This is a genomic window from Catellatospora sp. NPDC049133, assembly GCF_040648455.1.
Classification (GTDB): domain Bacteria; phylum Actinomycetota; class Actinomycetes; order Mycobacteriales; family Micromonosporaceae; genus Catellatospora; species Catellatospora aurea.
Window position 1 is genome coordinate 62,207 of sequence record NZ_JBEZDT010000026.1, and the last position, 23,553, is coordinate 85,759.

23 protein-coding genes are annotated in these 23,553 nt (G+C 71.3%); 12 read left to right on the forward strand and 11 right to left on the reverse strand.

Going from position 1 to position 23,553, the window contains the following annotated elements; all coding sequences use genetic code 11:
- Positions 1-47 precede the first annotated feature (47 nt).
- On the forward strand, positions 48-497 hold the full coding sequence (locus AB0B35_RS27325; RefSeq protein ID WP_361050253.1) for an NUDIX domain-containing protein: 450 nt from the start codon (positions 48-50) through the stop codon (positions 495-497).
- Here AB0B35_RS27325 and AB0B35_RS27330 read toward each other — a convergent pair.
- The 3 genes from AB0B35_RS27330 to AB0B35_RS27340 all read right to left on the reverse strand — a co-directional run bounded on the left by AB0B35_RS27330 (position 458) and on the right by AB0B35_RS27340 (position 5,073).
- On the reverse strand, positions 458-1,126 hold the full coding sequence (locus tag AB0B35_RS27330; protein WP_361050256.1) for a hypothetical protein: 669 nt from the start codon (positions 1,124-1,126) through the stop codon (positions 458-460). The two genes, AB0B35_RS27325 and AB0B35_RS27330, sit on opposite strands and share 40 nt — an antisense overlap.
- 245 nt (positions 1,127-1,371) lie before the next feature.
- Positions 1,372-4,119: a carbohydrate binding domain-containing protein gene (locus AB0B35_RS27335; RefSeq protein WP_361050259.1), complete on the reverse strand. Its 2,748-nt coding sequence runs from the start codon at positions 4,117-4,119 to the stop codon at positions 1,372-1,374.
- 225 nt (positions 4,120-4,344) lie between these two features.
- Entirely contained in the window at positions 4,345-5,073 is a 729-nt protein-coding gene (locus AB0B35_RS27340; protein WP_361050262.1) for a peptidase E, read from the reverse strand.
- A gap of 172 nt (positions 5,074-5,245) precedes the next feature.
- Between AB0B35_RS27340 and AB0B35_RS27345 the strand changes: the two genes are divergently transcribed.
- The 3 genes from AB0B35_RS27345 (at position 5,246) to AB0B35_RS27355 (ending at position 7,282) form a co-directional block, all read left to right on the forward strand.
- Positions 5,246-6,271: a hypothetical protein gene (locus tag AB0B35_RS27345; RefSeq protein WP_361050263.1), complete on the forward strand. Its 1,026-nt coding sequence runs from the start codon at positions 5,246-5,248 to the stop codon at positions 6,269-6,271.
- 135 nt (positions 6,272-6,406) lie between these two features.
- Positions 6,407-6,742 carry a DUF4190 domain-containing protein gene (locus AB0B35_RS27350; protein ID WP_361050266.1) on the forward strand — a complete coding sequence of 112 codons (336 nt, stop codon included), beginning with the start codon at positions 6,407-6,409 and terminating at the stop codon, positions 6,740-6,742.
- 84 nt (positions 6,743-6,826) lie between these two features.
- Positions 6,827-7,282 (forward strand): hypothetical protein, encoded by a 456-nt coding sequence (locus tag AB0B35_RS27355; RefSeq protein ID WP_361050268.1) that lies wholly within the window; start codon positions 6,827-6,829, stop codon positions 7,280-7,282.
- Between the two features lie 8 nt (positions 7,283-7,290).
- On the opposite strand, the gene AB0B35_RS27360 is transcribed toward AB0B35_RS27355, so the two are convergent.
- Positions 7,291-8,925, reverse strand: coding sequence for an acyl-CoA dehydrogenase family protein (locus AB0B35_RS27360; protein ID WP_361050271.1), 1,635 nt, complete (start codon positions 8,923-8,925; stop codon positions 7,291-7,293).
- Positions 8,926-9,011: 86 nt separating this feature from the next.
- The gene (locus AB0B35_RS27365; protein WP_361050274.1) at positions 9,012-9,653 is read right to left on the reverse strand and encodes a hypothetical protein; all 642 of its coding nucleotides are present in this window, start codon (positions 9,651-9,653) and stop codon (positions 9,012-9,014) included.
- 196 nt (positions 9,654-9,849) lie between these two features.
- On the opposite strand from AB0B35_RS27365, the gene AB0B35_RS27370 reads away from it, so the two are divergent.
- On the forward strand, positions 9,850-10,632 hold the full coding sequence (locus AB0B35_RS27370; RefSeq protein ID WP_361050277.1) for a nucleotidyltransferase domain-containing protein: 783 nt from the start codon (positions 9,850-9,852) through the stop codon (positions 10,630-10,632).
- A gap of 72 nt (positions 10,633-10,704) precedes the next feature.
- Here AB0B35_RS27370 and AB0B35_RS27375 read toward each other — a convergent pair whose 3' ends face one another.
- Positions 10,705-11,130 (reverse strand): thioesterase family protein, encoded by a 426-nt coding sequence (locus tag AB0B35_RS27375; protein WP_361050280.1) that lies wholly within the window; start codon positions 11,128-11,130, stop codon positions 10,705-10,707.
- 189 nt (positions 11,131-11,319) lie between these two features.
- Between AB0B35_RS27375 and AB0B35_RS27380 the strand changes: the two genes are divergently transcribed.
- The 3 genes from AB0B35_RS27380 to AB0B35_RS27390 all read left to right on the forward strand — a co-directional run bounded on the left by AB0B35_RS27380 (position 11,320) and on the right by AB0B35_RS27390 (position 15,722).
- Positions 11,320-12,843, forward strand: a complete 1,524-nt coding sequence (locus AB0B35_RS27380; RefSeq protein WP_361050283.1) for a M28 family peptidase — start codon at positions 11,320-11,322, stop codon at positions 12,841-12,843.
- 216 nt (positions 12,844-13,059) lie between these two features.
- Positions 13,060-14,247, forward strand: coding sequence for a type III PLP-dependent enzyme (locus AB0B35_RS27385; protein ID WP_361050286.1), 1,188 nt, complete (start codon positions 13,060-13,062; stop codon positions 14,245-14,247).
- Complete coding sequence (locus AB0B35_RS27390) at positions 14,244-15,722, forward strand: saccharopine dehydrogenase NADP-binding domain-containing protein (RefSeq protein WP_361050289.1); 1,479 nt, start codon at positions 14,244-14,246, stop codon at positions 15,720-15,722. The genes AB0B35_RS27385 and AB0B35_RS27390 overlap by 4 nt, the downstream gene beginning before the upstream one ends.
- Positions 15,723-15,928: 206 nt before the next feature.
- Here the strand turns inward: AB0B35_RS27390 and AB0B35_RS27395 are convergent, their stop codons facing one another.
- Together AB0B35_RS27395 and AB0B35_RS27400 are read right to left on the reverse strand one after the other, a co-directional pair.
- Positions 15,929-16,465, reverse strand: a complete 537-nt coding sequence (locus AB0B35_RS27395) for a hypothetical protein (protein WP_361050292.1) — start codon at positions 16,463-16,465, stop codon at positions 15,929-15,931.
- Complete coding sequence (locus tag AB0B35_RS27400) at positions 16,425-17,606, reverse strand: DMT family transporter (RefSeq protein ID WP_361050294.1); 1,182 nt, start codon at positions 17,604-17,606, stop codon at positions 16,425-16,427. Before AB0B35_RS27400 ends, AB0B35_RS27395 begins: the two co-directional genes overlap by 41 nt.
- Positions 17,607-17,701: 95 nt before the next feature.
- Between AB0B35_RS27400 and AB0B35_RS27405 the strand changes: the two genes are divergently transcribed.
- Entirely contained in the window at positions 17,702-18,628 is a 927-nt protein-coding gene (locus AB0B35_RS27405; RefSeq protein WP_361050297.1) for a LysR family transcriptional regulator, read from the forward strand.
- Between the two features lie 221 nt (positions 18,629-18,849).
- Complete coding sequence (locus AB0B35_RS27410) at positions 18,850-19,344, forward strand: hypothetical protein (protein WP_361050300.1); 495 nt, start codon at positions 18,850-18,852, stop codon at positions 19,342-19,344.
- A 93-nt stretch (positions 19,345-19,437) separates the two neighbouring features.
- On the opposite strand, the gene AB0B35_RS27415 is transcribed toward AB0B35_RS27410, so the two are convergent.
- A complete protein-coding gene (locus tag AB0B35_RS27415) occupies positions 19,438-20,517 on the reverse strand; it encodes a hypothetical protein (RefSeq protein WP_361050303.1) in 1,080 nt (359 codons plus the stop codon).
- Between the two features lie 77 nt (positions 20,518-20,594).
- Between AB0B35_RS27415 and AB0B35_RS27420 the strand changes: the two genes are divergently transcribed.
- Both AB0B35_RS27420 and AB0B35_RS27425 read left to right on the forward strand, forming a co-directional pair.
- A complete protein-coding gene (locus tag AB0B35_RS27420; protein WP_361050306.1) occupies positions 20,595-21,215 on the forward strand; it encodes a hypothetical protein in 621 nt (206 codons plus the stop codon).
- Positions 21,216-21,281: 66 nt separating this feature from the next.
- Positions 21,282-21,941, forward strand: coding sequence for a 50S ribosomal protein L11 methyltransferase (locus AB0B35_RS27425; RefSeq protein ID WP_361050309.1), 660 nt, complete (start codon positions 21,282-21,284; stop codon positions 21,939-21,941).
- Here the strand turns inward: AB0B35_RS27425 and AB0B35_RS27430 are convergent, their stop codons facing one another.
- Positions 21,942-22,529 carry a TetR family transcriptional regulator gene (locus AB0B35_RS27430; protein ID WP_361050312.1) on the reverse strand — a complete coding sequence of 196 codons (588 nt, stop codon included), beginning with the start codon at positions 22,527-22,529 and terminating at the stop codon, positions 21,942-21,944.
- 12 nt (positions 22,530-22,541) lie between these two features.
- A complete protein-coding gene (locus AB0B35_RS27435; protein WP_361050315.1) occupies positions 22,542-23,552 on the reverse strand; it encodes an aldo/keto reductase in 1,011 nt (336 codons plus the stop codon).
- Between the last annotated feature and the right edge of the window lies 1 nt (position 23,553).

The window sequence follows — 23,553 nt, forward strand, 5'->3', positions numbered from 1 at the left end:
CGGCGCGCCGCTTGACGAAGATCGTACAGGTGTTCGAGAATGCGCAGGTGAAGCACAGGGCACAGGCGATCGTCGCGGTACACCTGATCCTGCGGCGGGACGACGACGTGCTGCTGGGGCTGCGGGTCAACACGGGCTGGTCCGACGGGTGCTGGCACCTGCCGGCCGGGCACCTGGAGGCGGGCGAGTCCCCACTGGACGCGCTGGTGCGCGAGTCCGCCGAGGAACTCGGCCTCACCCTCGACCCGGCGCACGCCGAACTCGTGCACCTGCTGCACTACCACGAGTCCCCGCCGCGGCTGAACCTGTTCTTCCAGGTGCGGCAGTGGTCGGGCAGCCCGGTCAACGCCGAGCCCGACAAATGCGCCGACCTGCACTGGTTCTCGCTGCGCAAGCTGCCCACGCCACTGGTCGGCTACACCGGCGCGGCGCTGGCGCGGCTGCGCGACGGCACGCCCTACAGCGAGTGGGCCGAGGCCGGGTCCGCCGCGCGGTAGGCCAGGTGCCGCAGCCCGCGCCGCACCCGCACGCGCGAGCCGAAGCGCAGCTCGCCGAGCCAGTCCGGCGCACTCTCGCCGCGTAGCCAGGCGTAGTTGGCCAGCGCGTACGCGTACAGCGGCCGGGCCAGACCGGCGCGTCGGCGCGACCAGCGCACCGCCGCCCGGGAGCCGAAGACGCCCAGCCCGAAGTAGACGGTGACCAGGTCGGCGAGCCGCTCGGCGTCGGGCTGGTCGGGTTTGATGCGCCCGTCACCGACGAGCAGCACATGCCCCAGCTCGTGCGCGATGGTCGCGACCAGTGGCACCGGGTCGGCGGCGTGGCCGAACGCCACTCCGATCACCGGGTGGCCGTCGCGCAGCCGCAGGTGCCCGTCGGGCACCTCGCCGGAGTGCAGCTCCAGCTCCACCCGCACCGGATCGACGCCCATCCGCAGGCAGATCGCGTCGAGCAGGGTGCGCGCCTCCTGCACGCCACCGCCGTAGCCGGCGGGCACCAGGTCAGCCGGGCGCACCGGCGGCAGTTCCAGCGGCCCACGGCCGAATTCGCCCACGAGCCACGTCAGGGACGACGCCACCCAGGCGTCCTCCTCGGGACTGACGGGGCACCGGGGACCGAACCAACGCATGATCAGCATTGTGCGACGCCCGCGCCACTATCAGCTAGTGCCTGCGCGGCAGTCGTCCGCATCCGGTCCGCGCCGGACGCCGTTCGGCCTGGTCAGCGGGCTGCGCCAGCGGTCGGCAATCCGACCGTACAGTTTACGCGGCGCGCGGCCGCCCGCGTGTCCGCACCACCGCAGGCAGCGATACGGACGACGTTGGGAAGGGCACCTTCTACAACACGTGGCGATGTGAAGGTGCCCTTCCTTTCTCAGGGGTGGAGGTAGGCGGTGTCGGCGCCGATCTTGCCGGGGGCGGGGTTGCCGGGCAGGGAAAGGACGTACACGCGCAGGTTGCCCTTGCCGGAGGCGGTGGCGGTCAGGGCGCCGTTGGTGACGGTGATCGACGTGCCGGTGACGGCGTCGGTGTAGACGCCGTTGGGGATGCCGGTGAAGGTGGCGCTGCCGGAGACGGTCACCAGCGCGAAGCTGTCCACCGCGCCGCCGGTGTAGCGGCGCTTGTAGGCCATCTGGCCGGACACGCCCTCGGTGGAGTACTGGCCCATCTGCAGCGCGGGCACCGCCCGGCGGATCTGGTTGAGCCGCTGCAGGTGCTTGACCAGTGGCTTGTTCAGGGTCGTCGCGACCGCGCCGGACGCCGAGGAGACCACGCCGAAGTCGGGGGCGGTGACGCTGCCCTCGACGTTCGCGCCGTAGTAGGCCCGGCCGGTGTTCGCCAGCGGGCAGCTCGGCCCGCAGTCGATCTGCTTGCCGGCCTGGAACTCGATCTCCGAGCCGTAGTACAGCGTGGGCACGCCGCGGAACGTCCACATCAGCGACATGTTCTCGGCCCAGGCGTCGGTGCCCCCGGCGTAGCGGGTGCTGGACTTGTTCGGGCCGTAGTCGTGCGAGTCGACGTACACCACGTTGTAGGTGGCGTCGTTGACGCTGTCGTCGCTGTCCTTGCCGTTGTTGAAGGCGTTGGGCGCGTCGCCGAAGTTCATGTGCATGCGCATGTCGATGATGTTCATGCCGGAGAACCGCGTGCGGTCGGGCGCGTGGTAGACGTTGCCCTGCAGGAACGCGTTGGTGCTGGTGGGCTGGTTGCCGGTGCCGAGGTTGTTCTCGTAGTCGAACTGCTCGCGAGCGGCGGTCACGTCGTCGGCGCTGTAGGTGGCCCGCTCCTTCCAGGTGAAGAACTGGGCGGAGTGGTTGACCGAGCCCCGGTTCCACTTGTCGTTGACGAACGCGGCGACCTCGCCGAAGACGTAGAAGTCCTTGGCCTTCGCGGCGCCGTACTTGCTGATCAGCTTCTGCTCCAGGGCGGGCAGGAGGCGCCGGTTCCAGGTCACGCGTGGGATGTGCACCGCGGTGTCGATGCGGAACCCGTCCACGCCCATGTCGATGAACCGGTTGTACGCGTCGATCAGATACTGCTGCACCGCCGGGTTCTCGGTGTTGAAGTCGGCCAGGTCCTCGTGCAGCCAGCAGCTGCGCGCGTCCTCGCCCTCCCAGTTGCCGATCCAGCACTGGTGGTACAGGTTGCTCGGGAACATGCCACTGGTCGGGCTCGGCCACTGGCAGTTGTACACCTTGTAGCCCTCGGCGCTGTAGAAGCCGCTGAAGGTGCCCCAGTTGCGGCAGGTGTTGCCCGCCGGTTCGGGCGTCGACCACAGGTCGCCGGTGTAGTAGCTCTTGCCTGAGTTCGGTTCCACGGACAGGCCGTCGTAGGTGAACGACGGGTTGGGCACGTCGTAGTACCAGCTCCACTGGCTGTCGCGCACGCCGTACACGGTCGGCGTGAACAGGCCCTTGGCGCCCCAGCGGGAGCTGTGGTTGTACACCACGTCCTGGTAGATCTTCAGGCCCTTGGCGTGCGCGGTGTCGATGAGGTTCTGGTAGCTCGCACCGGGCGACTCCAGCCGGGCGTCGATCCGGAAGAAGTCGTAGCCGTGGTAGCCGTGGTAGTCGTAGTCGGAGCGGTTGAGCACCACCGGCGTGATCCAGATGGCGGAGAAGCCCAGGCCCTTGATGTAGTCGAGCTTGGCGATGAGCCCGGAGAAGTCGCCGCGGAACATCGGGTCGTTGTTGGCGGCGTTGCCGGACTTGGTGTGCTGGCTGCCGCCGCGGTTGTTGGCCGCGTCGCCGTCGTAGAAGCGGGCGGTCATCACGAAGTAGATGGCGTCCTTGCGCGGGTCGCCGCCGAGCATGGTGCCGGTGGTCGTCGGCGGTGGCGTGCTCGGTGACGTGGACGGCGTCGGTGACGGCGAGGCCGGGGGCGAGCTGGACGGCGACGGTGAGGTGGTCGCGCACGGGTCGCCGGTGCCCTTCACCCCGCCGGACACGGTCACGTTGCCGGTGCCCAGGCTGTAGTTGGCCCCGCTGTTGTTGTCCCAGGTGCCGGAGCCGTTGTTGAACACCACCTGCAAGCCGGTCGCACTGCCCAGGCTGATGGTCTTCTTGCGCCACCCGGTGCAGGCGGCGTCCATGGCCACCCCCGGCACCGCCGTCCACGCCCCACCCGTCGGCGCATAGTGGATGTTGACGGTGGTCCAGGCGGTGTTCGGCTGGTAGAACACCGTGACGTTGTTGCCGGACGACGACGGGGTGGGCGACGGTGAGGCAGTGGCACACGGGTCGCCGGTGCCCTTCACCCCGCCGGACACGGTCACGTTGCCGGTGCCCAGGCTGTAGTTGGCCCCGTTGTTGTTGTCCCAGGTGCCGGAGCCGTTGTTGAACACGACCTGCAGACCCGTCGCCGTGCCCAGGTCGATGGTCTTCTTGCGCCACCCGGTGCAGGCCGCGTCCATGGCCACGCCCGGCACCGCCGTCCACGACCCACCGTCGGGCGCGTAGTGGATGTTGACGGTGGTCCAGGCGGTGCTGGGCCGGTAGAACACGGTGACCGTGTTGGCGGCCGACGCGGGCAGCGTCAGCAGCGGGATCAGGCTCGCGACGAGACCGGTCAGGGCGAGCAGCATTGCTCCCCACCGGGCGCGAGCACGACGTCGAGCGCTCACGACAACTCCTCACACGGGGCCGTGCGGCATCGACGGAGGCCGGTTCATCCTCGGTGGAAGCGGACACCGTTCTTGCGCAAGGCGATTGAAAGTTTCTGAAAGCTAGCAACAGATTTCGGGCATGTAAAGAGCCGCAAATATCTATGGCATGCGTTTGACCCGCCGACCCTGCTCCGCAGGCCGGCTGAAATTCCTTTCAATCCCTGGGCGTACGCCGCACCGGGGTCAGGACAGCAGGCGCGCCCCCAGCGGGCGCTCGCTCACCACGCCCGCGGCGTCGGCCTCGACGCGGTACGCGTCGGCGCCCTCGGCGCTGGTGACGGCCTCGACCAGTGCGGTGCCGACGTAGTGCAGGCCGGTGCCGTCGTCGGTGGCGTAGCCGGCGGGCAGCAGGCCGCTGCCGACGTACTCGTGGAATCGGGCGCGGCGGGGCTGGTCGGGGAAGTCGTGGTGCACGCCGTTGCTGTACGGCAGGAACGCCAGCGCGTCGGTGACCGGGTCGAGGTCGTCGGAGAACGAGTCGGTGCTGCCGCCCACGTGCCAGCAGATGCTGCCCGCGCTGCCGCCGCCGAGCACCACCCCGGCCTCCCACGCCTCGCGCATGACCGCGTCGAGCCGGTGGGCTCGCCACACCGCCAGCAGGTTGACCACGCTGCCGCCGCTCACCCAGATCAGGTCCTGCGCCAGCAGGTGCGCCCGCACGTCGGCGTGGTTGGGCTGCGGGAACAGCCGCAGGTGGGTGACCGTGTGTCCCGTGTCGCCGAAGGCCTGGCCGAACGCGGCGATCGCGGCGGGATCATCCCCGACGGCCGTCGGCACGTAGCAGATCCGGGCCCGGCGCACCCCGGTCAGCGAGACCGCGTGCTCCATCAGCAGGCTGCGCTTGCGCGGTGCGGCACCCGGTGGCAGGCGCAGCAGTCCGGACGCGGCGAAGATCTGCGGTGGGCGGGCCATCAGCCGATCATTCCACGGCCGGGGTCCTTTCGACCCGTCAGGCCCCGACTCCGTGATGGCCACTGTCTGTCCGATACAGAACACGAATCGTGTTCGGGACAGTCCGATGCCGACTTAATTCATAGGATCGCCACACGTTCCGTTCCAATAGTCAGGGGAAGCTATGGGAAGAATGCGCAAGTTGGCAGTCGGGCTGTGCCTGGTGGCCGCCGCGACGCTGATGCCGGTGTCACCGGCCGCGGCCGTCGCTCCGGGCACACCGGGCAACGTCGCCTTCATCCGCGGCGGCAACCTGTTCGTCGCCGAGCCGGGCGGGACCGTCTGGCAGGCCACCACGGGCGGCGGCTACGAGTGGCCGCGCTGGCGGCCGTACTCCGAGGGCATGGCCATCCTCAAGGACGGCAACCTGTGGGTCGGCTCCTACTCCACCTACGACCACGCCTTCCACGCCACGCAGCAGATCACGTCCGGGGCCGTCGTGGGCGCCGCGGCGTGGTCGCCCGACGGCAACCGCCTGGCGTACGCCCAGGGGACCTTCGCGCCGACGGTCTTCATCGCCTACTTCGGCCCGGCCTCGGAGTCGGCCAAGGCGTCGGCCACGGTGCAGAAGGTGAAGGTGGACGCGCCACTGAGCCCGGCCGCGCAGCGGATCGCCGACCGGCTGCCGAAGAAGAGCCAGGGCGTCGTCGCGGCTGCCGCGCCGACCACCTGGCACGCCGCCAAGGATTCGCTGGCGGTCGCCTGGTCGCCGGACGGCCGTTACATCGCCTACCCGAACGGCGAGTGCTTCGCGATCTTCGACGACTGCCTCGGCATGATCGACCTCACCACCTGGACCGAGGTCTGGGTGGCCGCGTTCGGCGGCGGCGGCGCGTCGCTGGACGGTTTCGCCACCATCCCCGCGTTCACCGCGGACTCCTCGCGCATCCTGTGGACCCAGCAGACCCGGCCTCGCTACGAGGCCGATCCGCAGATCAGCTACATCCACACCATGTCGGCCCTGGTCACCGATCCGTTCGGCAGCCAGACCCAGGTGGGCGCCAGCGGCGAGTACAGCGCCGTCCCGTCCCCCGCCGGCGGCACGACCATGCTGGTCACCAGCGGCCGCAACAGCGTCGCCTGGGTGGCCCGCCGCACCGGCACGACCCGCACCTGGCTCTACCAGGGCTACCAGCACGACTGGCAGTCCCTGCCCTGACCGGAGGAAGGGCACCTGCTCAACGCTATGCGTAGAGGAAGGGCGCCTTCTTGACGCCCACCGGCCGTCGTGCTGCCACGACGGCCGGTGGCGTGCGTGGCCTAGCCTCCAGGGCAGACACCGAGGAGGGCCACCATGAGCGACGACCAGCAGGCGAAGGTTCCGCCACCGCAGCAACCGCCGTACCCGTACTACCCGCCGCAGCCGCCGTACAACACCTACGCGATCCTGTCGCTGGTGCTCGGCATCTTCGTCCTGCCCCCGCTGGGCATCTACTTCGGCAACCAGGCGAAGAAGCAGATCGCCGCCTCCGGCGAGCGCGGCATCGAACTGGCCAACGCCGGAGTCATCGTCGGCTGGGTGCTGACCGGCTTGTTCCTGGCATTCTTCGTGGTCTGGTGCGTGATGGGCGCGCTGATGTTCGGCATGTTCGGCCTGACCAGCGCCACCACGGTCGGCGTCGCGTCCTGACCGGAGGCCTGCGCGGAGCGGGCAGCGCGCCTGCGGGCGAGCCGCTACCGTGGCGCTTCACCGAGTGACGAGGGAGCGCCCGCCGTGGAGTACGAGCTGAATCTGCGCCTCTGGCAGGAGGAGCGGGAGCAGATCCGCCACCGCCTGCGCCTTGCCGTGACCTGGAGCGCCGCCTGCCTGGCCACGGCGGTCACGCTGTGCGGGCTGCTGGTGGTCGCCGAGGCCGCCGCGCCGTCACGGCTGCGGTCCGCGGCCGACGGCGCGAGCGCCCTGGCGGGTGTGATCCTGGTGCTGCTGGGCGTGCTGGGCGTCGCGGTGGTGATGGTGGTCCGGTCGGAGGTCGAGACGCACCGCCGCCGCGCGGAGGCGCTGTTCGCCGAGTTCGCCCTGCCCACCGAGGACCGCGCTCGGCTGCCGCAGGGCAACAGGGGTGTCTACAGCACCGCGCACGGGGAGGTCCTGCTGACCGCGCCGCTGCTGACCGCGCACGGATTCGTGGTCCTCGGCGGGGTCGTGGCCCTGCTCGTCGGAGCCGCCTGACCCCGGCTTCACGGTCCGGCCGGCGGCACCCGGTCCAGGATCGCCGCCAGGTCGAGCCCGGCCGGCAGGGTGCCGAAGGCGAGGCCCCGGTCACCGGCCAGCCGGGAGGCGCAGAACGCGTCCGCGACCGCGGCGGGCGCGTGCCGGACCAGCAGTGAACCCTGCAGCACCAGCGCCATGCGCTCGACGGTCCGCCGGGCTCGCAGCTCGGCGTCGGCCGGGTCGGCGAGCTCCTTGCGCAGCTCCTGCCAGGCCTGATCGAGCCGGGTGTCGCCGCCCAGGCCGGGCGCGATCTCCTGCTCGTACGCGGCGAGGCTCTGCGGCTCCCGGGCCAGCGCCCGCAGCACGTCGAGGGCGTTGACGTTGCCGGAGCCCTCCCAGATCCCGTTCAGCGGCGCCTCGCGATACAGCCTCGGCATGCCGGAGTCCTCGGTGTAGCCGTTGCCGCCCAGGCATTCCAGGGCCTCGGCGACCATCGCCGGCTGCCGCTTGCACACCCAGTACTTGGCCAGCGCGGTGGCCAGCCGGGCGAACTCCTGCTCGCCGCGGTCGCCGCGGGCGGCCCGGTCGACCGCGCCCGCCACCCGCAGCACCAGCGTCGTGGCGGCCTCGGACTCGATCGCCAGGTCGGCCAGCACGTTGCGCATCAGCGGCTTGTCCAGCAGCGGGCCGCCGAACGCGTGCCGGTGCCGGGCGTGGTGCACGGCCTGCAAAAGCGCGGCCCGCATCCCGGCGGCCGAGCCGAGGCTGGAGTCGAGCCGGGTCAGCGACACCATCTCGATGATGACGGCCACGCCCCTGCCCTGGTCGCCGACGAGCCAGGCGACGGTGTCGTCGAACTCGGGTTCGCCGCTGGCGTTGCTGCGGTTGCCGAGCTTGTCCTTGAGCCGCTGGATGCGGAAGGTGTTGCGGGTGCCGTCGGGCAGCACGCGCGGCACGAGGAAGCAGGACAGGCCGCCGGGGGCCTGGGCCAGCACGAGGAACAGGTCGTTCATGGGCGCGCTGGTGAACCACTTGTGCCCGCGCAGCAGCCACGTGCCGTCCCCGGCGGGGGTGGCGGTGGTGGTGTTCGTGCGCACGTCCGAGCCGCCCTGCTTCTCGGTCATGCCCATGCCGGCGAGCAGCCCGGCCTTGGCTTCCGGCGCGCGCAGGCCCGGGTCGTACACCCGGCCGGTCAGCAGCGGTTCGAAGCGCGCGGCGAGGTCGGGCTGGTGGCGCAGCGCGGGCACGGCGGCGTACGTCATCGAGATCGGGCAGGTGTGGCCCTGTTCGACGACGCTCCACACCAGCAGCCCGGCGGCGCGGGCCACGTGCGCGCCCGGCCGCGGGTCGGCCCACGGCCCGCCGGCGAGGCCTTCGCCGACGGCGACGCGCATCAGCTCGTGCCACGACGGGTGGAAGTCGACCTCGTCGACGCGGTTGCCGTACCGGTCGTGGGTGCGCAGCACCGGGGTGTGCCGGTTGGCCTCGTCGCCCCAGCGCTGGGCCTGCTCGGTGCCCGCGAGCCGGCCGAGCCGGCGCAGGTCGTCGAGGTGCCAGGCCGCGCCTTCGCGGGCCGTCGCGGCCAGCAGCGCCGGGTCGGCGGCGACGTCGTGCCCGGCAAGTGGCGGCGCCTGGTTGAAGACCTCGTGGGTGGCGGCCATCCCCACATCCTGCCGCATCGACTGAACGAGCGTTAGCCCTCTACGCGCAGGCTGTCGCGGAGCAGGCCCCGAGCAGGTCTCGGCGCTCAGGCCTCCGGCAGCGGCGCCGTCGGGGCCGGGCTGCCGGGTTCGGCGGACTCGGCGATCACGCCACCGGGGGCGCGCAGCAGGCGCACCCAGCCCGCCAGGTTGCCCAGCGCCACCAGCACCAGCGCCAACAGCGCGAGCCCGAACCCGCCCTGGTCGTGTACGAAGTCGCCGATCTGCCTGCCGTCCGGCAGCGGCCCGGTGAGCTGCTCGCGCAGCCGCTCCTCCACCAGCACCCGCACCGTGGCCTGGTTTACCAGCAGGAACAGCGCCGCGATCGCGGCGAGTGCGGCGACCACACCCCGGCGGGTACGCGCCCGGCCGACGCCGATCGTGACGAGCACGCCGATCACCAGCAGCACCAGCACCGTGCCGGCCAGCGGCTGCGGGGCGAGCACGTCGCTGTGCCGCTGCTCGGGTGGCAGCAGCTTGTCCGCGGTGACGTCGGGGGTGCCGCCGGTGGCCAGGTCCCAGCCGGTGTACGTGGTCGTTCCGCCCGGCGCGGCCCGCCCGTAGCCGCCGGGGGCGTCGCAGGACACGGTCAGGAACGGGGCCAGGAACAGCAGGCCCGCCAGCACCAGCCCGGCCGGGCTGAGCAGCCGGGAGAACCGGCGCACCGATCGACGCTCGCCATCCGCCATTCGCGACAGCGTAGGCGGCCGCACCGCTCCCGTCACCCCCACCCGGACCTGGGCGCGGTCGCCGACCCCGCCAAGGTCACTCGACTTGCCTGGCACCTGCGGGAATGGGCCTTCAAGATACGCACGAGTGCCAGGCAAGTCGGACGATCATGGGCGGTCGGGGCGGCGGGCGGACGAGGGCGGGCATACTCGGCGGGTGCTTGAGGAACTGTGGGTGACCGCCGCGCACGTACGGGCGCTCGACGAGCGGGTGCGGGGGCTGGTGACAGGGCTGTTCGTCACCGGGTCCGTGCCGCTGGGCGACTACTGGCCGGGCCGCAGTGACATCGACTTCGTGGCGGTGATGGAACGGGAGCCGACCGCCGCCGAGCTGGCCGCGCTGGGCAAGGTGCACCTGTCGCTGCCTGATGCGATGCCCGGCCCGGACTACGACGGCATCTACCTGACCCGCGCGCAGCTGGCCGCTGCCCCGGTCGACGGCGACACCGCGCCGCAGATCCTGGCGGGCGACTTCCAGCCGGCGAAGGCCGGCGGGCAGCTCAACCCGGTGACCTGGCTCGAAGTGGCCCGCCACGGCCTGCCGATCCTGGGCGAGCGGCCGGAGGTGGCGCTCGACTCCGACGTGCTGCGCCGGTGGCTGCTGGACAACCTGTCCGGCTACTGGGCGGGCTTCGCCGAGCAGGCCACCCCGCAGTTCGCGGCGCTGCCACCGGACCTGGCGATCCCGCCCGACCCGGTGCTGTGGGCGGTGACCGGGCCGGGCCGGCTGCACCACACGCTGGCCACCGGCGAGGTGACGACCAAGACGGGCGGGGCGCGGCACACCGCCGATGTGCTACCGCAGTGGTCGGACCTGTGCGAACGGGTGGTGCGCTCGCGCGCCGGCGGCGACGAGCCGTTCACCGCCGCCGACGGCCTCGCCTCGCTCAGCCTCGTCACCGACGTCGTGGCCGACGCCCGCACCCGCTGGCACACCTGACCGGCTGCTCGGCGGCCAGGGCGGTGACCCGGCCGGCGGCGCGGGCCGCGCGCGCTGACCTGACCGCCCCGGTCACGCGCCCTCGGCGGGCAGCAGTTCGCGGGCAGCGGCGAGGATCTCGGCGGGCATGGGGCACGAGCGGCGGTGCGCGGTGTCCAGGTGCACCCCGGTCAGCGTGGTGACCGCGGCGGTCTCGCCGGACGCGTTGGTCATCGCGTGCCGGAACCGGATCACCTTCTCGCGAACTTCCAGCAGCTCAGAGTGCACGGTGACCGTGTCGCCGGCGAAGACTTCGCGTTGGTACACGATGTGCTGCTCCACCGCGACCATGCCGCGCGAGGCCGACCGGAGGTAGTCCGGGGTGAGGCCCAGCGTGCTGAACAGGTTCCACGTCGCCTCGTCGAACTTGCCGACGTACCACATGACGTTCATGTGCCCCATGTGGTCGCAGTGCCACGGGTACACCGCGCCCCGGTAGGTCAGGACCGGCTCGGCCATCGCACGCCCCTCCGCCATGACGATCATGCCCGGTCCAGGGTAACCGAACGATCGTTAAGCGCGGCGCGGACCACAGGTCACGGAACGGTTAACCGGTACGTCCATCTATTCGCATTAATCAGTTCGATGGCTAGTCTGCGCCTGCCGGTAACCCCCGGCACACCCCGTGATCCCCTGAGGAGTCAGCCCTTGCGACCCTACGCAGCAACACGCGCCCTGCTCGCGCTCGCCCTGGCGGGCACCGCGCTGGCCGCGCCCACGGCCGCCACCGCCGCCCCGGCGCCCGTCGCCGCGCGGGCCGCGGCACTCGCCCTGGCCGCGCCGGACATCTCGCTGACCAACGTGAAGGCGCACCTGCAGCAGTTCCAGACCATCGCCAGCAGCAACGGCGGCAACCGCCGCTCGAACACCGCGGGCTACACGGCGTCGGTGAACTACGTCTACAACAAGCTGGTCGCGGCGGGCTTCTCCGTGGTCAAGCAGAACTGCACCTCCGGCTGCACCAGCGGGGCCGGCCCGAACGTGATCGCGGACTGGCCGGGCGGCGACGCCAACAACGTCTACATGTTCGGCGCGCACCTCGACGGCGTCGCGGCGGGCCCCGGCATCAACGACAACGCGTCGGGCTCCTCGACCGTGCTGGAGATCGCGCTGACCCTGGCGGCGACCAACCCGTCGATGCTCAACCACGTGCGGTTCGGCTTCTGGACCGACGAGGAGCAGGGCCTCAACGGCTCGGAGTTCTACGCCAACAGCCTGCCGTCGGCGGAGCGCACCAAGATCAAGGGCTACTTCAACTTCGACATGGTCGGCTCGACCAACGGCGGCTACTTCATCAACCGGATCACCTCCAGCATCGGGCAGGTCCTGAAGGCGTACTACGACACGAACTTCCCGGGCCTGAACCCGGAGGAGAACGTCGAGGGCGCGGGCCGCTCCGACGACGCCTCGTTCAACGCGGTCGGCATCCAGACCTCGGGCGTGGCGGCCGGCGCGAGCGCCAACAAGACCTCCTCGCAGGTCACCAAGTGGGGCGGCACCACCGGGGACTACGACCCCTGCTACCACTCGTCCTGCGACACGTACCCCTCGAACATCAACGACACGATCCTGAACCGGGCCGGCGACGCCGCGGCGTACGCCCTGTGGACGCTGGCCACCGGCACCCCGGCCACCACGGTGTGGACCGACACGTTCGAGACGGCGACCGGCTGGACCACCAACCCGAACGCCACCGACACCGCCACCACCGGCGCCTGGGAGCGCGGCGACCCGGCCGACACCAACTCCAGCGGCGCCAAGCAGCTCGGCACCACCGTCTCGGGGACCAACGACCTGGTCACCGGACGACTGGCCGGCACCGCCGCGGGTGACTACGACCTCGACGGCGGCGTGAGCAGCGTGCGCTCCCCGGCGGTGACCCTGCCGAGCAGCGGAACGATCAACCTGTCGCTGAACTGGTACCTGGCGCACGGCTCGAACTCCTCCAGCGCCGACTACTTCCGGGTGTCCATCGTGCACAGCGGCGGCACCACGACGCTGTTCACCCAGGCGGGCGCGGCCAGCAACCGCAACGGCTCGTGGGCGTCGGGCACCTGGAACATCTCGGCGTACGCCGGCCAGTCGGTGCGGATCCTGATCTCCGCCGCCGACACCTCCACGGCGAGCCTCGTCGAGGCCGGCGTGGACGACGTCAAGATCACGGTTTCCTGACCCTGATCGATCAACCGGGCCCCACCTGCGCTGTTCGGCGCCGTAGGTGGGGCCCGGAGCACGTCCCGGGCCGGCCGTCACCCACTCGGGGTATGAGCATGAACACAGTGCGTCGTGGCATCCCCATGGGGGTCCGTTCACCATTTGGCCCTAGACTCCACCGTCGGCCACCAAACGGGCCGCATTCACCATTTTCACTGGAGGATTAGCGAGACGATGGCGATGACCAACGGCAAGACCCTGGTCACCATGATCGCGGCAGGAAACCGCGAGATCCAGGACTTCCTCGACTCCGACCAGCGCGAGACTCCCTACCTGGTCATTGATCTGAAGGTCGCGGCGCAGCAGTTCCGCCGCCTGACCGGCGCCTTCCGCGAGACGACCGCCTTCTACGCGGTGAAGGCCAACCCCCAGCCGAAGCTGATCAGGCAACTCGCCCAGCTCGGCTCCTCGTTCGACGTGGCGAGCCCCGCCGAGATCGATCTCTGCCTCTCCGAAGGCGCCGATCCGAGCAGACTGTCGTACGGCAACACGATCAAGAAGGCGTCGGACATCCGCTACGCCTACGATCGCGGTGTCCGCATGTTCGTCTTCGACAGCGAAGCGGAGCTGCGCAAACTCGCCGAGAACGCCCCCGGCTCCGCGGTGTTCTGCCGCCTGCTGGCCGGCAGCGCGGGCGCGCAGTGGCCGTTGAGCCGCAAGTTCGGGTGCTCCCCGGACATGGCGGTGTCGCTGCTGGTCCAGGCCCGAGAACTCGGCCTGCGGCCGATCGGGGTGTCGTTCCACGTCGGCTCGCAGCAGCTCGACCCCACCCGCTGGGATCCCAGCATCGCGCAGGCCGCCCAGGTCTTCCGCGAGGTGGCCGAGCACGGCATCCACCTGACGCTGCTGAACTGCGGCGGCGGCTTCCCCGCGGGATACCAGGTGCCGGTCGAGCCGATCGAGGCGTACGCCGAGGCGATCAACTCGGCGGTCGAGCGGCACTTCGGCCCGTACCGGCCGACGCTGGCGATCGAACCCGGCCGCTTCATCGCGGCCGACACGGGAGTGCTGCGGGCACAGGTCGTGCTCGTGTCCCAGAAGTCCTACGACGACGACCACCGATGGGTCTACCTGGACATCGGGCGCTTCGGCGGGCTGGCCGAGACGGAGGGCGAGGCGATCCAGTACCGCCTGGTCACCTCCCGCGACGGGGAGCCGACCGGCCCGGTCGTGCTCGCCGGGCCGACCTGCGACAGCGTCGACATCCTCTACGAGAAGGCGCCCTACCGGCTGCCGCTGGACCTGGAGCCCGGCGATTACGTCGACATCCTCGGCACCGGCGCCTACACCACCACGTATTCTTCCGTTGGATTCAACGGTTTTGCACCTTTAGCAACGTTTTGTATCGGAGACAACGCGTGACGACGATCCCCAAGCTGGCCTTCGGCGGCCGCATCCTCCTGCTCGGCAGCGGCTCGGTGTCGCAGTGCCTGCAGCCCCTGCTGCTGCGCCACGTCGACATGGACTTCACGCGCCTGACCGTGATGGACTTCGAGGACCTCGCCCACACCGCCGCGGAGGTCACCGCCGCCGGCGCGACCTACGTGCGTGAGCGCATCACCCCGGAGAACATCGAGACCAAGCTCGCCGAGTACGTCGGCGAGGGCGACGTCCTGATCAACCTGGCGTGGAACATCGACACCGGCGTGATCATCGACTGGTGCCAGCGCCACGGCACCCTCTACGTCGACACCTCGGTCGAGGAGTGGGACCCGTACGCCGACCAGCTCAACGCGACCCCGCAGTCGCGCACGCTGTACGCCCGGCACATGAAGCTGCGCGAGCGGGCCAAGGGCTGGAAGAAGGACGGCCCCACCGCGATCGTCGAGCACGGCGCGAACCCCGGCCTGGTCAGCCACTGGGCCAAGATCGCCCTGATGGACATCGCCACCGCGATGCTCAAGGAGCCCGAGCGCCTGCCCAAGCCGCTCGACCCGGCCCGCAAGGCCAAGCTCGAAGAGGCCCTGGCCGGCCGCGACTTCGCGGCGCTGGGCATGCTCACCGGCACCAAGGTGATCCACATCTCCGAGCGCGACACCCAGGTCAGCGACAAGCCCAAGCAGGTCGGCGAGTTCGTCAACACCTGGTCCGTCGAGGGCTTCTACGAGGAGGGCATCGCGCCCGCCGAGATGGGCTGGGGCACCCACGAGCCCACGCTGCCCGACAACGCGTACACCCACGAGTCGGGGCCGCAGAACCAGATCTGCCTCGCCCAGACCGGCATCACCACCAAGGTCCGCTCCTGGGTGCCGCTGGGCGGCCCCATCATCGGCATGGTCGTGCGCCACGGCGAGGCGTTCACCATCAGCGACCACCTGACCGTGTGGGAGGACGGCAAGGCGGTCTACCGCCCCACCGTGCACTACGCGTACCAGCCGTCCGACGCCGCGCTGAACAGCCTGCACGAGTGCCAGATGAACGGCTACACGCTGCAGACCGACCAGCGCATCATGAACGACGAGATCATCAGCGGCATCGACGAACTGGGCGTGCTCCTGCTCGGCCACGAACTCAACGGCTGGTGGGTCGGCTCGCAGCTCGGCATCGACGAGTCGCGCGCCCTGGTCCCGCACCAGAACGCCACCACCCTGCAGGTCGCCGCCTCGGTCCTCGGCGCGGTCTACTGGATGGTCAACAACCCGAACCGGGGCCTGTGCGTCCCCGACGACCTCGACCCCGAGGCCGTCCTCGACGTCGCCAACCCCTACCTGGGCCCGGTCCCGTCGGTCCACACCGACTGGACCCCCCGCAGCTCCTACTACGAGCCGTTCGCCAACTTCCGCCCGAAGACCGGCGACGACTCCGAGCCCTGGGCCTTCGCCAACTTCCTGGTCTAGGAAAGGAAGGGCACCCTCACATCGCTCTGCGTTGTGGAAGGGCACCTTACTAACGCCGCGGCCCCGGCCACCTGCGGGTGGTCGGGGCCGTCGTGCGTCTAGCGGCGGTGCGGGAGGCAGCAGGGCCAAGACAGGTCGCGCGGGCAGACGCTGACCTGCTTGTGCCAGGCCGCGCACGATGTCGCAACCGCCCGGGAAGCGTCGGATCAGGCGGGCAGCGCTTCCAGCCGGCGCTCGGCAGCCGTCATGATCCGTTCCAGCCACCACTCGGCGGTCCGCTGGTCCGCGCCCATGCTCGACACCGTGGTCACCACGCCGCCGCGCCCCAGGTAGGCGTAGCAGTTGACCGATCCGGAGACCGCGAAGCAGGCGGCTGCCCCCTTCATCTCGGCAGGGAGCTTGATCTTGTTACTCGCGGTACGGCGGTAGCTGTCGCCGTGGTCGGCGTAGCTCGCACAGCCCTTCAGCATGCTCGCCGCCTTGGCGACCACGTCCTCGGCCCGCTGCCGGGGCAGCACGTGCACCTCCTGCGTGAGCACCGTGCCGTTGACGACCCAGGCCCGCACGTGCGCCTTGACCTGCTTGGCGTCCTTGGCCGCGGACACCGGCCGGGTCCCGCAGGCGGTGACGGTGCCGGCCGGGAAACCCGGCGCGCGCTCACCGTCGTACGCGCGCTCCAGGTCCGTGCCGGACTCGGTGAGCTCAGCCGCCAGCACCTCGTCGGTGACGAGGACCGCGGTCAACTTCTGCGCCGGGGTGAGCGCCGCCGCGGGTGACGGGGCGCTCGACGCGGACGGGGCGGCCGGAGCCGACGGGGCGGGAACCCACGCCGCCGGGGCGGAGGGAGCGCAGCCCCCAGCGAGCAGCGCCGCCACGACGGCGAGGGGGGCGAGGCGTCTCACGAACGTGCTCATCTCCGGCGGTCGGCGAGGGGACGTCGCAGGATACCGCCGCGGCGGTCGCGGCCGCCGACCGGCGGCGCAGCTGGAGCACGGCGACCGACGCCAGCACCGCCAGCCCGCCGGCGGCCTGCACCGGGGTCAGCCGCTCGCCGTAGACCAGGGCGGTGGTGGCCACCGTGACTGCGGGCTCGGCGCAGGACAGGATCGCGGCGGCGGACGCGCCGACGTCGCGTACCCCGACGAACATGCCCGCGATCGGCACGACGGTGGACACCACGGCCAGCAGCCCGATCCACAGCCAGCCCGAGGCATGCCCCGGCGCGTGCAGGCTGCCGGTGGCCAGGCCCGCGGCCACCATGCTGACCGCGGCGGACGTGCACACCACCGCGGTCACCGCGAAGATGTCCAGGCCGGCGGGCAGGCCGGCGGAGACGGTCAGATAGAGGGCGTACGCCACCGCGGCGCCCAGCGCCAGCAGCACTCCCCCGGTGGCGGCCGCGCCGCCGACCCCGCCCGCGCCGAGCATCAGCAGCATGCCCACGGCCGAGCAGCCCAGCGCGGCCAGCCGGCGGCGGTCCGGGCGTTCCCGGCGCAGCGTGATCGCGAGCACGGTCACCAGCGCGGGGTACGCGTACAGCAGCAGCGCGGTCAGCGAGGCGTCGATCTGGGCCAGCGCCCCGAAGTAGAAGCCCGCCTGCAGCGCGTAACCGAGCGCGCCCAGCCCGACGCAGACGGCCAGGGCCCGTCCCCGGGGCAGCGGCGCGCGCCGCCACGCCACCACGGCCCACAGCAGCACGGCGGCGAGCGCGAACCGGCCGGACAGCATGGTCGGCACGTTGAATCCGGCCGCGTACGCCTGCTTGGCGAACACCGCCGACATGCCGAACCCGGTCGCGGAGACGAGCACCAGGACGGCGCCACGGCGGGCCGAGCGGGCTCGCGGCGTGCTCGCGGGTGCGGGTGCGGAGACGGTGGTGGTCATGGAACAGAACGGTAGGTCGCATTCAGCCATCGAGGTAGCCTTGGTTTCCAGCGTTGTCCACAGGAAATTCCTATAGATCATCCGAGGCCTCAATCGTGCTGTCCCTGCATCAGCTCCGCTGCTTCCTGGCCACCCTGGAGCACGGGTCGTTCACCGCCGCCGCGGGCGTGCTCGGCTACGCCCAGCCGTCGATCTCCGAGCAGGTCCGGCTGCTGGAGCAGCAACTCGACACGACCCTGTTCCGGCGGGTCGGGCGCGGGCTGGTGCCGACGGAGGCCGCCCGCGCCCTGCAACCGCACGCCTCCGCGGCGCTGGCCGCCGTCGCCGAGGCGGGACGCGCCGTCGCCTCGGTGCGCGAACTGCTGACCGGCACAGTGCGCTTCGGGCTGTTTCGCACCGCCCGGTTCTACCTCACCGCCGACCTGGTCGCCGACGTGCTGCAGCGGCACCCGGGGGTGCGGGTCGAACTGGTCGGGCAGAACTCGGCCGAGGTCCTGGAGCACCTGCGCAAGGGCCGGCTGGAGGCGGCGGTGATCGCGCTGCCGGTCGAGGACGAGAACATGGTCGTCACCCCGGTGCTGCGCGACGAGCTGGTGTACGTCAGCGCCGACCCGGCCCGGCTGCACGCCCGGATCACCCCCGCCGACCTGGCCGCGGCCCAGCTGGTGCTGCCCGACGCGAGCTGGCGCGAGACCGACACCACCCGCCGCCAGCTCGCCCAGGCGGTGCAGCGCACCGGCCACCCGCTGCGCCCGCGGATCGAGGTGGAGGACACCGAGACGGCGCTGGAGATCGCGGCCCGCGGGCTGGCCGACACCGTCACCTGGCGCGGCGTGCTGCATGGTCTCGGCGACCGGCTGCCCGCCGGACTCGGCTGGGCCCCGCTGCGCCCGGCGATGTACGAGACGTTCGCCGTGGTGCACCGCGAGGGCGAGCTGTCCCCCGCCAGCCGTGTCGTCGTCGACCTGGTCACCGCCCGGATGCGCGACCTGGACCGGTCGATGCGGGCGCGGACCGCCTGACCGCCGCCGTGGCTTCGTGGAGCCCGGCACCGCCTGCAGCGCGTCCTAGGCTGCTAGGTGAATGGCCCGATCGGACGAGTGCGGGTGTCGCCGTCCACACCGGATCACGACGACCAGTGTGACACTTTGCCATCTAGCGTCACTCTTCTATGTGTGGTAAAAATCTTCCCATCGCTGCGCAGCGGACGGCATTTACCTCCAACACCCCCAGGAGCACCCCCATGTCCCGCTTCGTACCCCGGGCCCTCACCGTGGTCGCGGCCGGCGTCATCGCGTCCGTGCTGGCCTTCGCCAGCCCCGCGCACGCCGCGACGTACCTCACCCACTCCGAGGCCGCCGCCCAGCTGCGCGCCGTCGGGATCACCTGGTCGTCCAGCGGCAACTGCAGCGACCGCAACAACTCCACGTGCACCTCGTTCACCAACGTCCGCCAGGTGACGATCACCGGCATCAAGACGCTGAAGAGCGCCAGCGGCTGCGCCATCAACATCACCGCGGGCACCGAGGCCGGCCACTCCTCCGGCACGTACAGCCACTGGAACGGCTACAAGCTCGACATCAGCAAGTACACCTGCATCGGCAACTACATCAAGAACAACTTCACCTACGTCGGCTACATCTCCGGCTGGGGCTACCAGTACCGCTCCGGCGCGGGCAACCTCTACACCGACGAGGGCAACCACTGGGACATCCTGTACTACACCTGCGGCTGCTGACCGCCGCACCGGTGCCCTCAATCACCGGACTTGCCTGGCACCTGTGCGAATGCGGCTGCAAGATACGCACAGGCGCCAGGCGAGTCGGTGGATCTAGGAGCGGGCCGAGGTGGGCACGGAACCGTCGGGGACCAGGAAGATCTCCTTGTTCTCGGCGACGAACAGCAGGTCGTGTGTGCCGGGCACGTAACTGCCGCCCTCCACGGAGGCGTTGCCGGCCGCCGACGCGAACGTGGCGGTGTGCACGGGCTTGCCGCTCATCGCCTTGCGCAGGAACTCGTCACCGGACAGCTCCGGGTCCGCCGCGAACACCCAGTACCGGGAATGGCCGGCCAGGGTCAGCCGGGTGCGGTCGTCGGAGACCGTGCTGACCGAGATCTTGCTGACGTTGTAGTCGAACTTCGCCACCGGCAGCAGGGTGACCGGGGTGTTGCGCTCGGCCGGCAGCACCGCCCGGTACACCGGGGAGTTGGCTGTCTTGGCGAACAGGTAGAGCTCACCGTCGAGCCAGAGCATCGCCTCGGCGTTGCGTGTCTTGCACCCCGGCGCCGGATCGGGGAAGGCCAGCGGATACTTCGCGGTCACGAAGAACGGGTCGTCGGTGTCCGGGTCGGGCTCCAGCGTGCGGTAGAGGTACTGCCTGCTCACGCAGTCGTTGGCGCCGATGTCGCCGATCCACAGGTTGTCGTCGTCGTCGACGACGACGTCCTCCCAGTCGGCGTTGGGGGCCTCGAAGACCTGCGCGAACGGGAAGTTCTCACCGCGGCGCACCGGATGGGACTGGGCGTCCTCGCCCAGCCGGATGGTCCACAGCGCGGCTCGCGGCCGCTGTGCCGTCGCGCCGCCGCCGTCGCGCAGCCAGTAGAAGACCCCGGGGTACCGCCGGCTGGCCACCAGGCCCGACGCCTCGTTGGCAGGCAGGTCCGCGGTGTGGATCGCGATCGGCTGACCGGCCCTGGCCGCCGTGCCCGGCATGGCGAACGGGCCTTGGCCGTACGGCGCGGCGGGCGCAGCCGTCTGCGCGGCGGGCGACACGGCGGTCTCCCCCGGCGCCGCGGGGTCGGTCACGGCCACGGCGGCCGGGTCGGGCTTGCCGGGCCACGGCCGGCTGTCGGACTCGGTCGCCGACAGCAGCGCCACGGCCGTCGCCAGCACCGCCGCTGCGATGATCACCACTCGGGTCATACCCTGCTAAACGGGGCAACCCGCCCCGGCGCAACCGGCGGCCCGGCCGCGGCGTCTAGACATTCATGACCAGCTTTCGATTCACCGGAAGCGCCCTCACGGCGCTGTTGATCGCCGCCGCTCTCGCGGGCTGCGCCGGCCAGAAGGAGGCCGGTGAGGCGGCCGCCCCGCCGACCCTGGACGGCCCCGGCACCCCGGGCTGCGCCATGGCCCGGCCCACGCCCAGCCCCATCGAGACCGCGGGGTCGACCATGTGGCCGACCAGCGTCACCCTCGACGACGCGCTGACCCGCATCAGCCAGGCCGGCGAGGGCCGGTTCGGCAAGCAGTTCGCCGGCGTCGAGGTGGTGCCGGAGAAGGGCTACGGCATCGTTTACCGGGTGCCGTCCGCCGAGTTCGACGAGTTCGTGACGCAGCAGGCCGGCACCGAGTGCATCTATCTGCGAGACGCCGTGTACGACCAGGCCACGCTGCAGGCGCTGGCGAACCGGGTGATGGACGATCGGAAATACTGGGACAAGCAGGGAATCACGATCAACATGACCGGGACCACGCACGACGGGTCGGGGATCACCGTTGGCGTGCTGCCGGCCGACCTGGAACGCGCCCGCGTGGAGCTGCCCAAGCGCTACGGGACGCAGGTCCCCATCACGATCGAGCCGCAGGAGGCGATCACGACCTGGTGACGGCCGTGGGCAGGCTCACCCGCCCCGCCGTGCGCGGCCGGGGCGGGCAGGCGGCACACTTCCAGGGTGACCGACACCGCCGCTGACTTCGTCCGCTCGTACGCCGCGCTCGCTGCCGTGCCCTTCCTGCCCGAGCTCAAGCTGCACCAGGCCGACGAGCCGATCGGCCTGTGGGAGCTGACCGAGGGCGAGTACCGCAGCGAGCAGCCGCCGCCGTTCTGGGCGTTCGCCTGGGCCGGCGGCCAGGCGCTGGCCCGCTTCCTGTTCGACCACCCGGAGACGACGGCCGGCAAGAGGGTGCTGGACCTGGCGTCGGGCTCCGGGCTGGTCGCGGTGGCCGCCGCGCTGACCGGGGCGGCCTCGGTGCGCGCGGTGGACATCGATCCGCTGTCGGCCGCCGCGATCGGCCTCAACGCCGCCGCCAACGGCGTGCGGGTGTCCGTGGAGCAGGCCGACATCCTGGGCGGCGACGCCGCCGACGCCGAGGTCGTGCTGGCCGGGGACGTGTTCTACAGCCAGGCGATGGCCGACCGGATGACCGGTTTCCTGCGCCGGGCGGCCAAGAACGGGGCGCGGGTGCTGGTCGGCGACCCCGACCGGGCGTTCCTGCCCAAGCCGCTGTTCCGCGAGCTGGGCGCGTACGACGTGCCGACCCCGTTCGCGCTGGAGAGCGTGACGGTCAAGCACACCCGGGTGTGGGAGCTGCGCGGCCCGGCGAAGAGCTGATCAGCGGGGCACCCCCAGGCCGCTGAGGATCAGCAGCCAGACTCCCTCGAACTCGGTCTTGATCTCGGGGTCGTTCCATTCCGCGAGGTGCGCGGGGTTGTGGAAGCGGCTGGTGGCGTCGAACACGGCCCGGCCCATTCGGAACGGGTCGGCGACCGCGAAGTCGCCCCGGCCCACCCCGTCGGCGATGATCCCGCCGAGCTGCGCCGCCAGCGCGTTGATGTGCGCCCTGACCACCTCGTCGGCCTCCAGCGCCAGGTGGTAGTACGTGGTGAACAGCTCCGGCTCGTCGCGCGCCCGGCGCTGCTTGGAGTCGCACAGCGCCTCCAGCCACCGGCGCAGCCGCAGCTGCGCGGGGCCGCGCTCGGCCGCGATCTCGGCCAGCGGCTCCGACAGCCGCGCCAGCCAGCGCTCCGCCACCGCGCCGCGCAGCGCCGCCTTGCTGGGAAAATGCCGGTACACGCTGCCGTGGCTGACGTTCAGCGCGCGCGCGACATCGACGACGTTGGCCTTCGCCGGTCCGAAGCGGCGGAGGGCCTCCTCCGCCGCTTCCAGGATGCGATCGGGTGTGAGCGGAGCATCTGCCATAACGGGCAGACCTTACCTCTCGCTGTCGAGCGCCGACATCGAATGCGGGTCATAGCGGTCCCCGGACACCGACCCGGCCGGCACCGCCGAGGAGATCCGGGCCAGGTCGGTCTCGGTCAGCACCACCGGCAGCGCGCCCAGCGACTCCTCCAGCCGCGCCCGGGTGCGCGCCCCGACCAGCGGCACGATGTCGTCGCCCTGGGCCAGCGCCCAGGCCACGGCGATCTGCGCGACGCTGGCGCCCTTGTCCTGGCCGACCTCGCGCAGCGCGTCGACCAGGGCCAGGTTGCGGTCCAGGTTGTCACCCGCGAACCGGGGCAGGTGACCGCGGAAGTCGCCGGGGGCGGTGGCCCGCTCGCGGGACCAGTGGCCCGACAGCAGGCCGCGCGACAGGACGCCGTACGCGGTGATGCCGATGCCCAGCTCGCGGGCGGTGGGCAGGATGTCGCGCTCGATGCCCCGCGAGATCAGCGAGTACTCGATCTGCAGGTCGGCGATGGGGTGCACGGCAGCGGCCCGGCGCAAGGTGGACGCGCCGACCTCGGACAGCCCGATGTGCCGCACGTAACCGGCCTTGACCAGATCCGCCAGCGCCCCGACGGTCTCCTCGATCGGCACGTTCGGGTCCAGGCGGGCCGGGCGGTAGATGTCGACGTGGTCGGTGCCGAGGCGCTTGAGGGTGTACGCGAGGAAGTTCTTGATCGCGATCGGCCGGGTGTCGACGCCGTTCCAGCCGCCCTTGGCGTCGCGCAGCGCGCCGAACTTGACGCTGATGACGGCGTTCTCGCGGTTGCGGCCCCGGAGCGCGTCGCGCAGCAGCAGCTCGTTGTGGCCCATGCCGTAGAAGTCGCCGGTGTCGAGCAGGGTGACCCCGGCGTCCAGGGCGGCGTGGATCGTGGCGATGCTCTCCGCCTCGTCGGCGGGGCCGTACAGGTCGGACATGCCCATCAGGCCCAGCCCCAGCGCGGAGACGCGCGGGCCCGAGGTGCCGAGCGAGCGGGTGGTCATGGTGTTGGTAGCCATG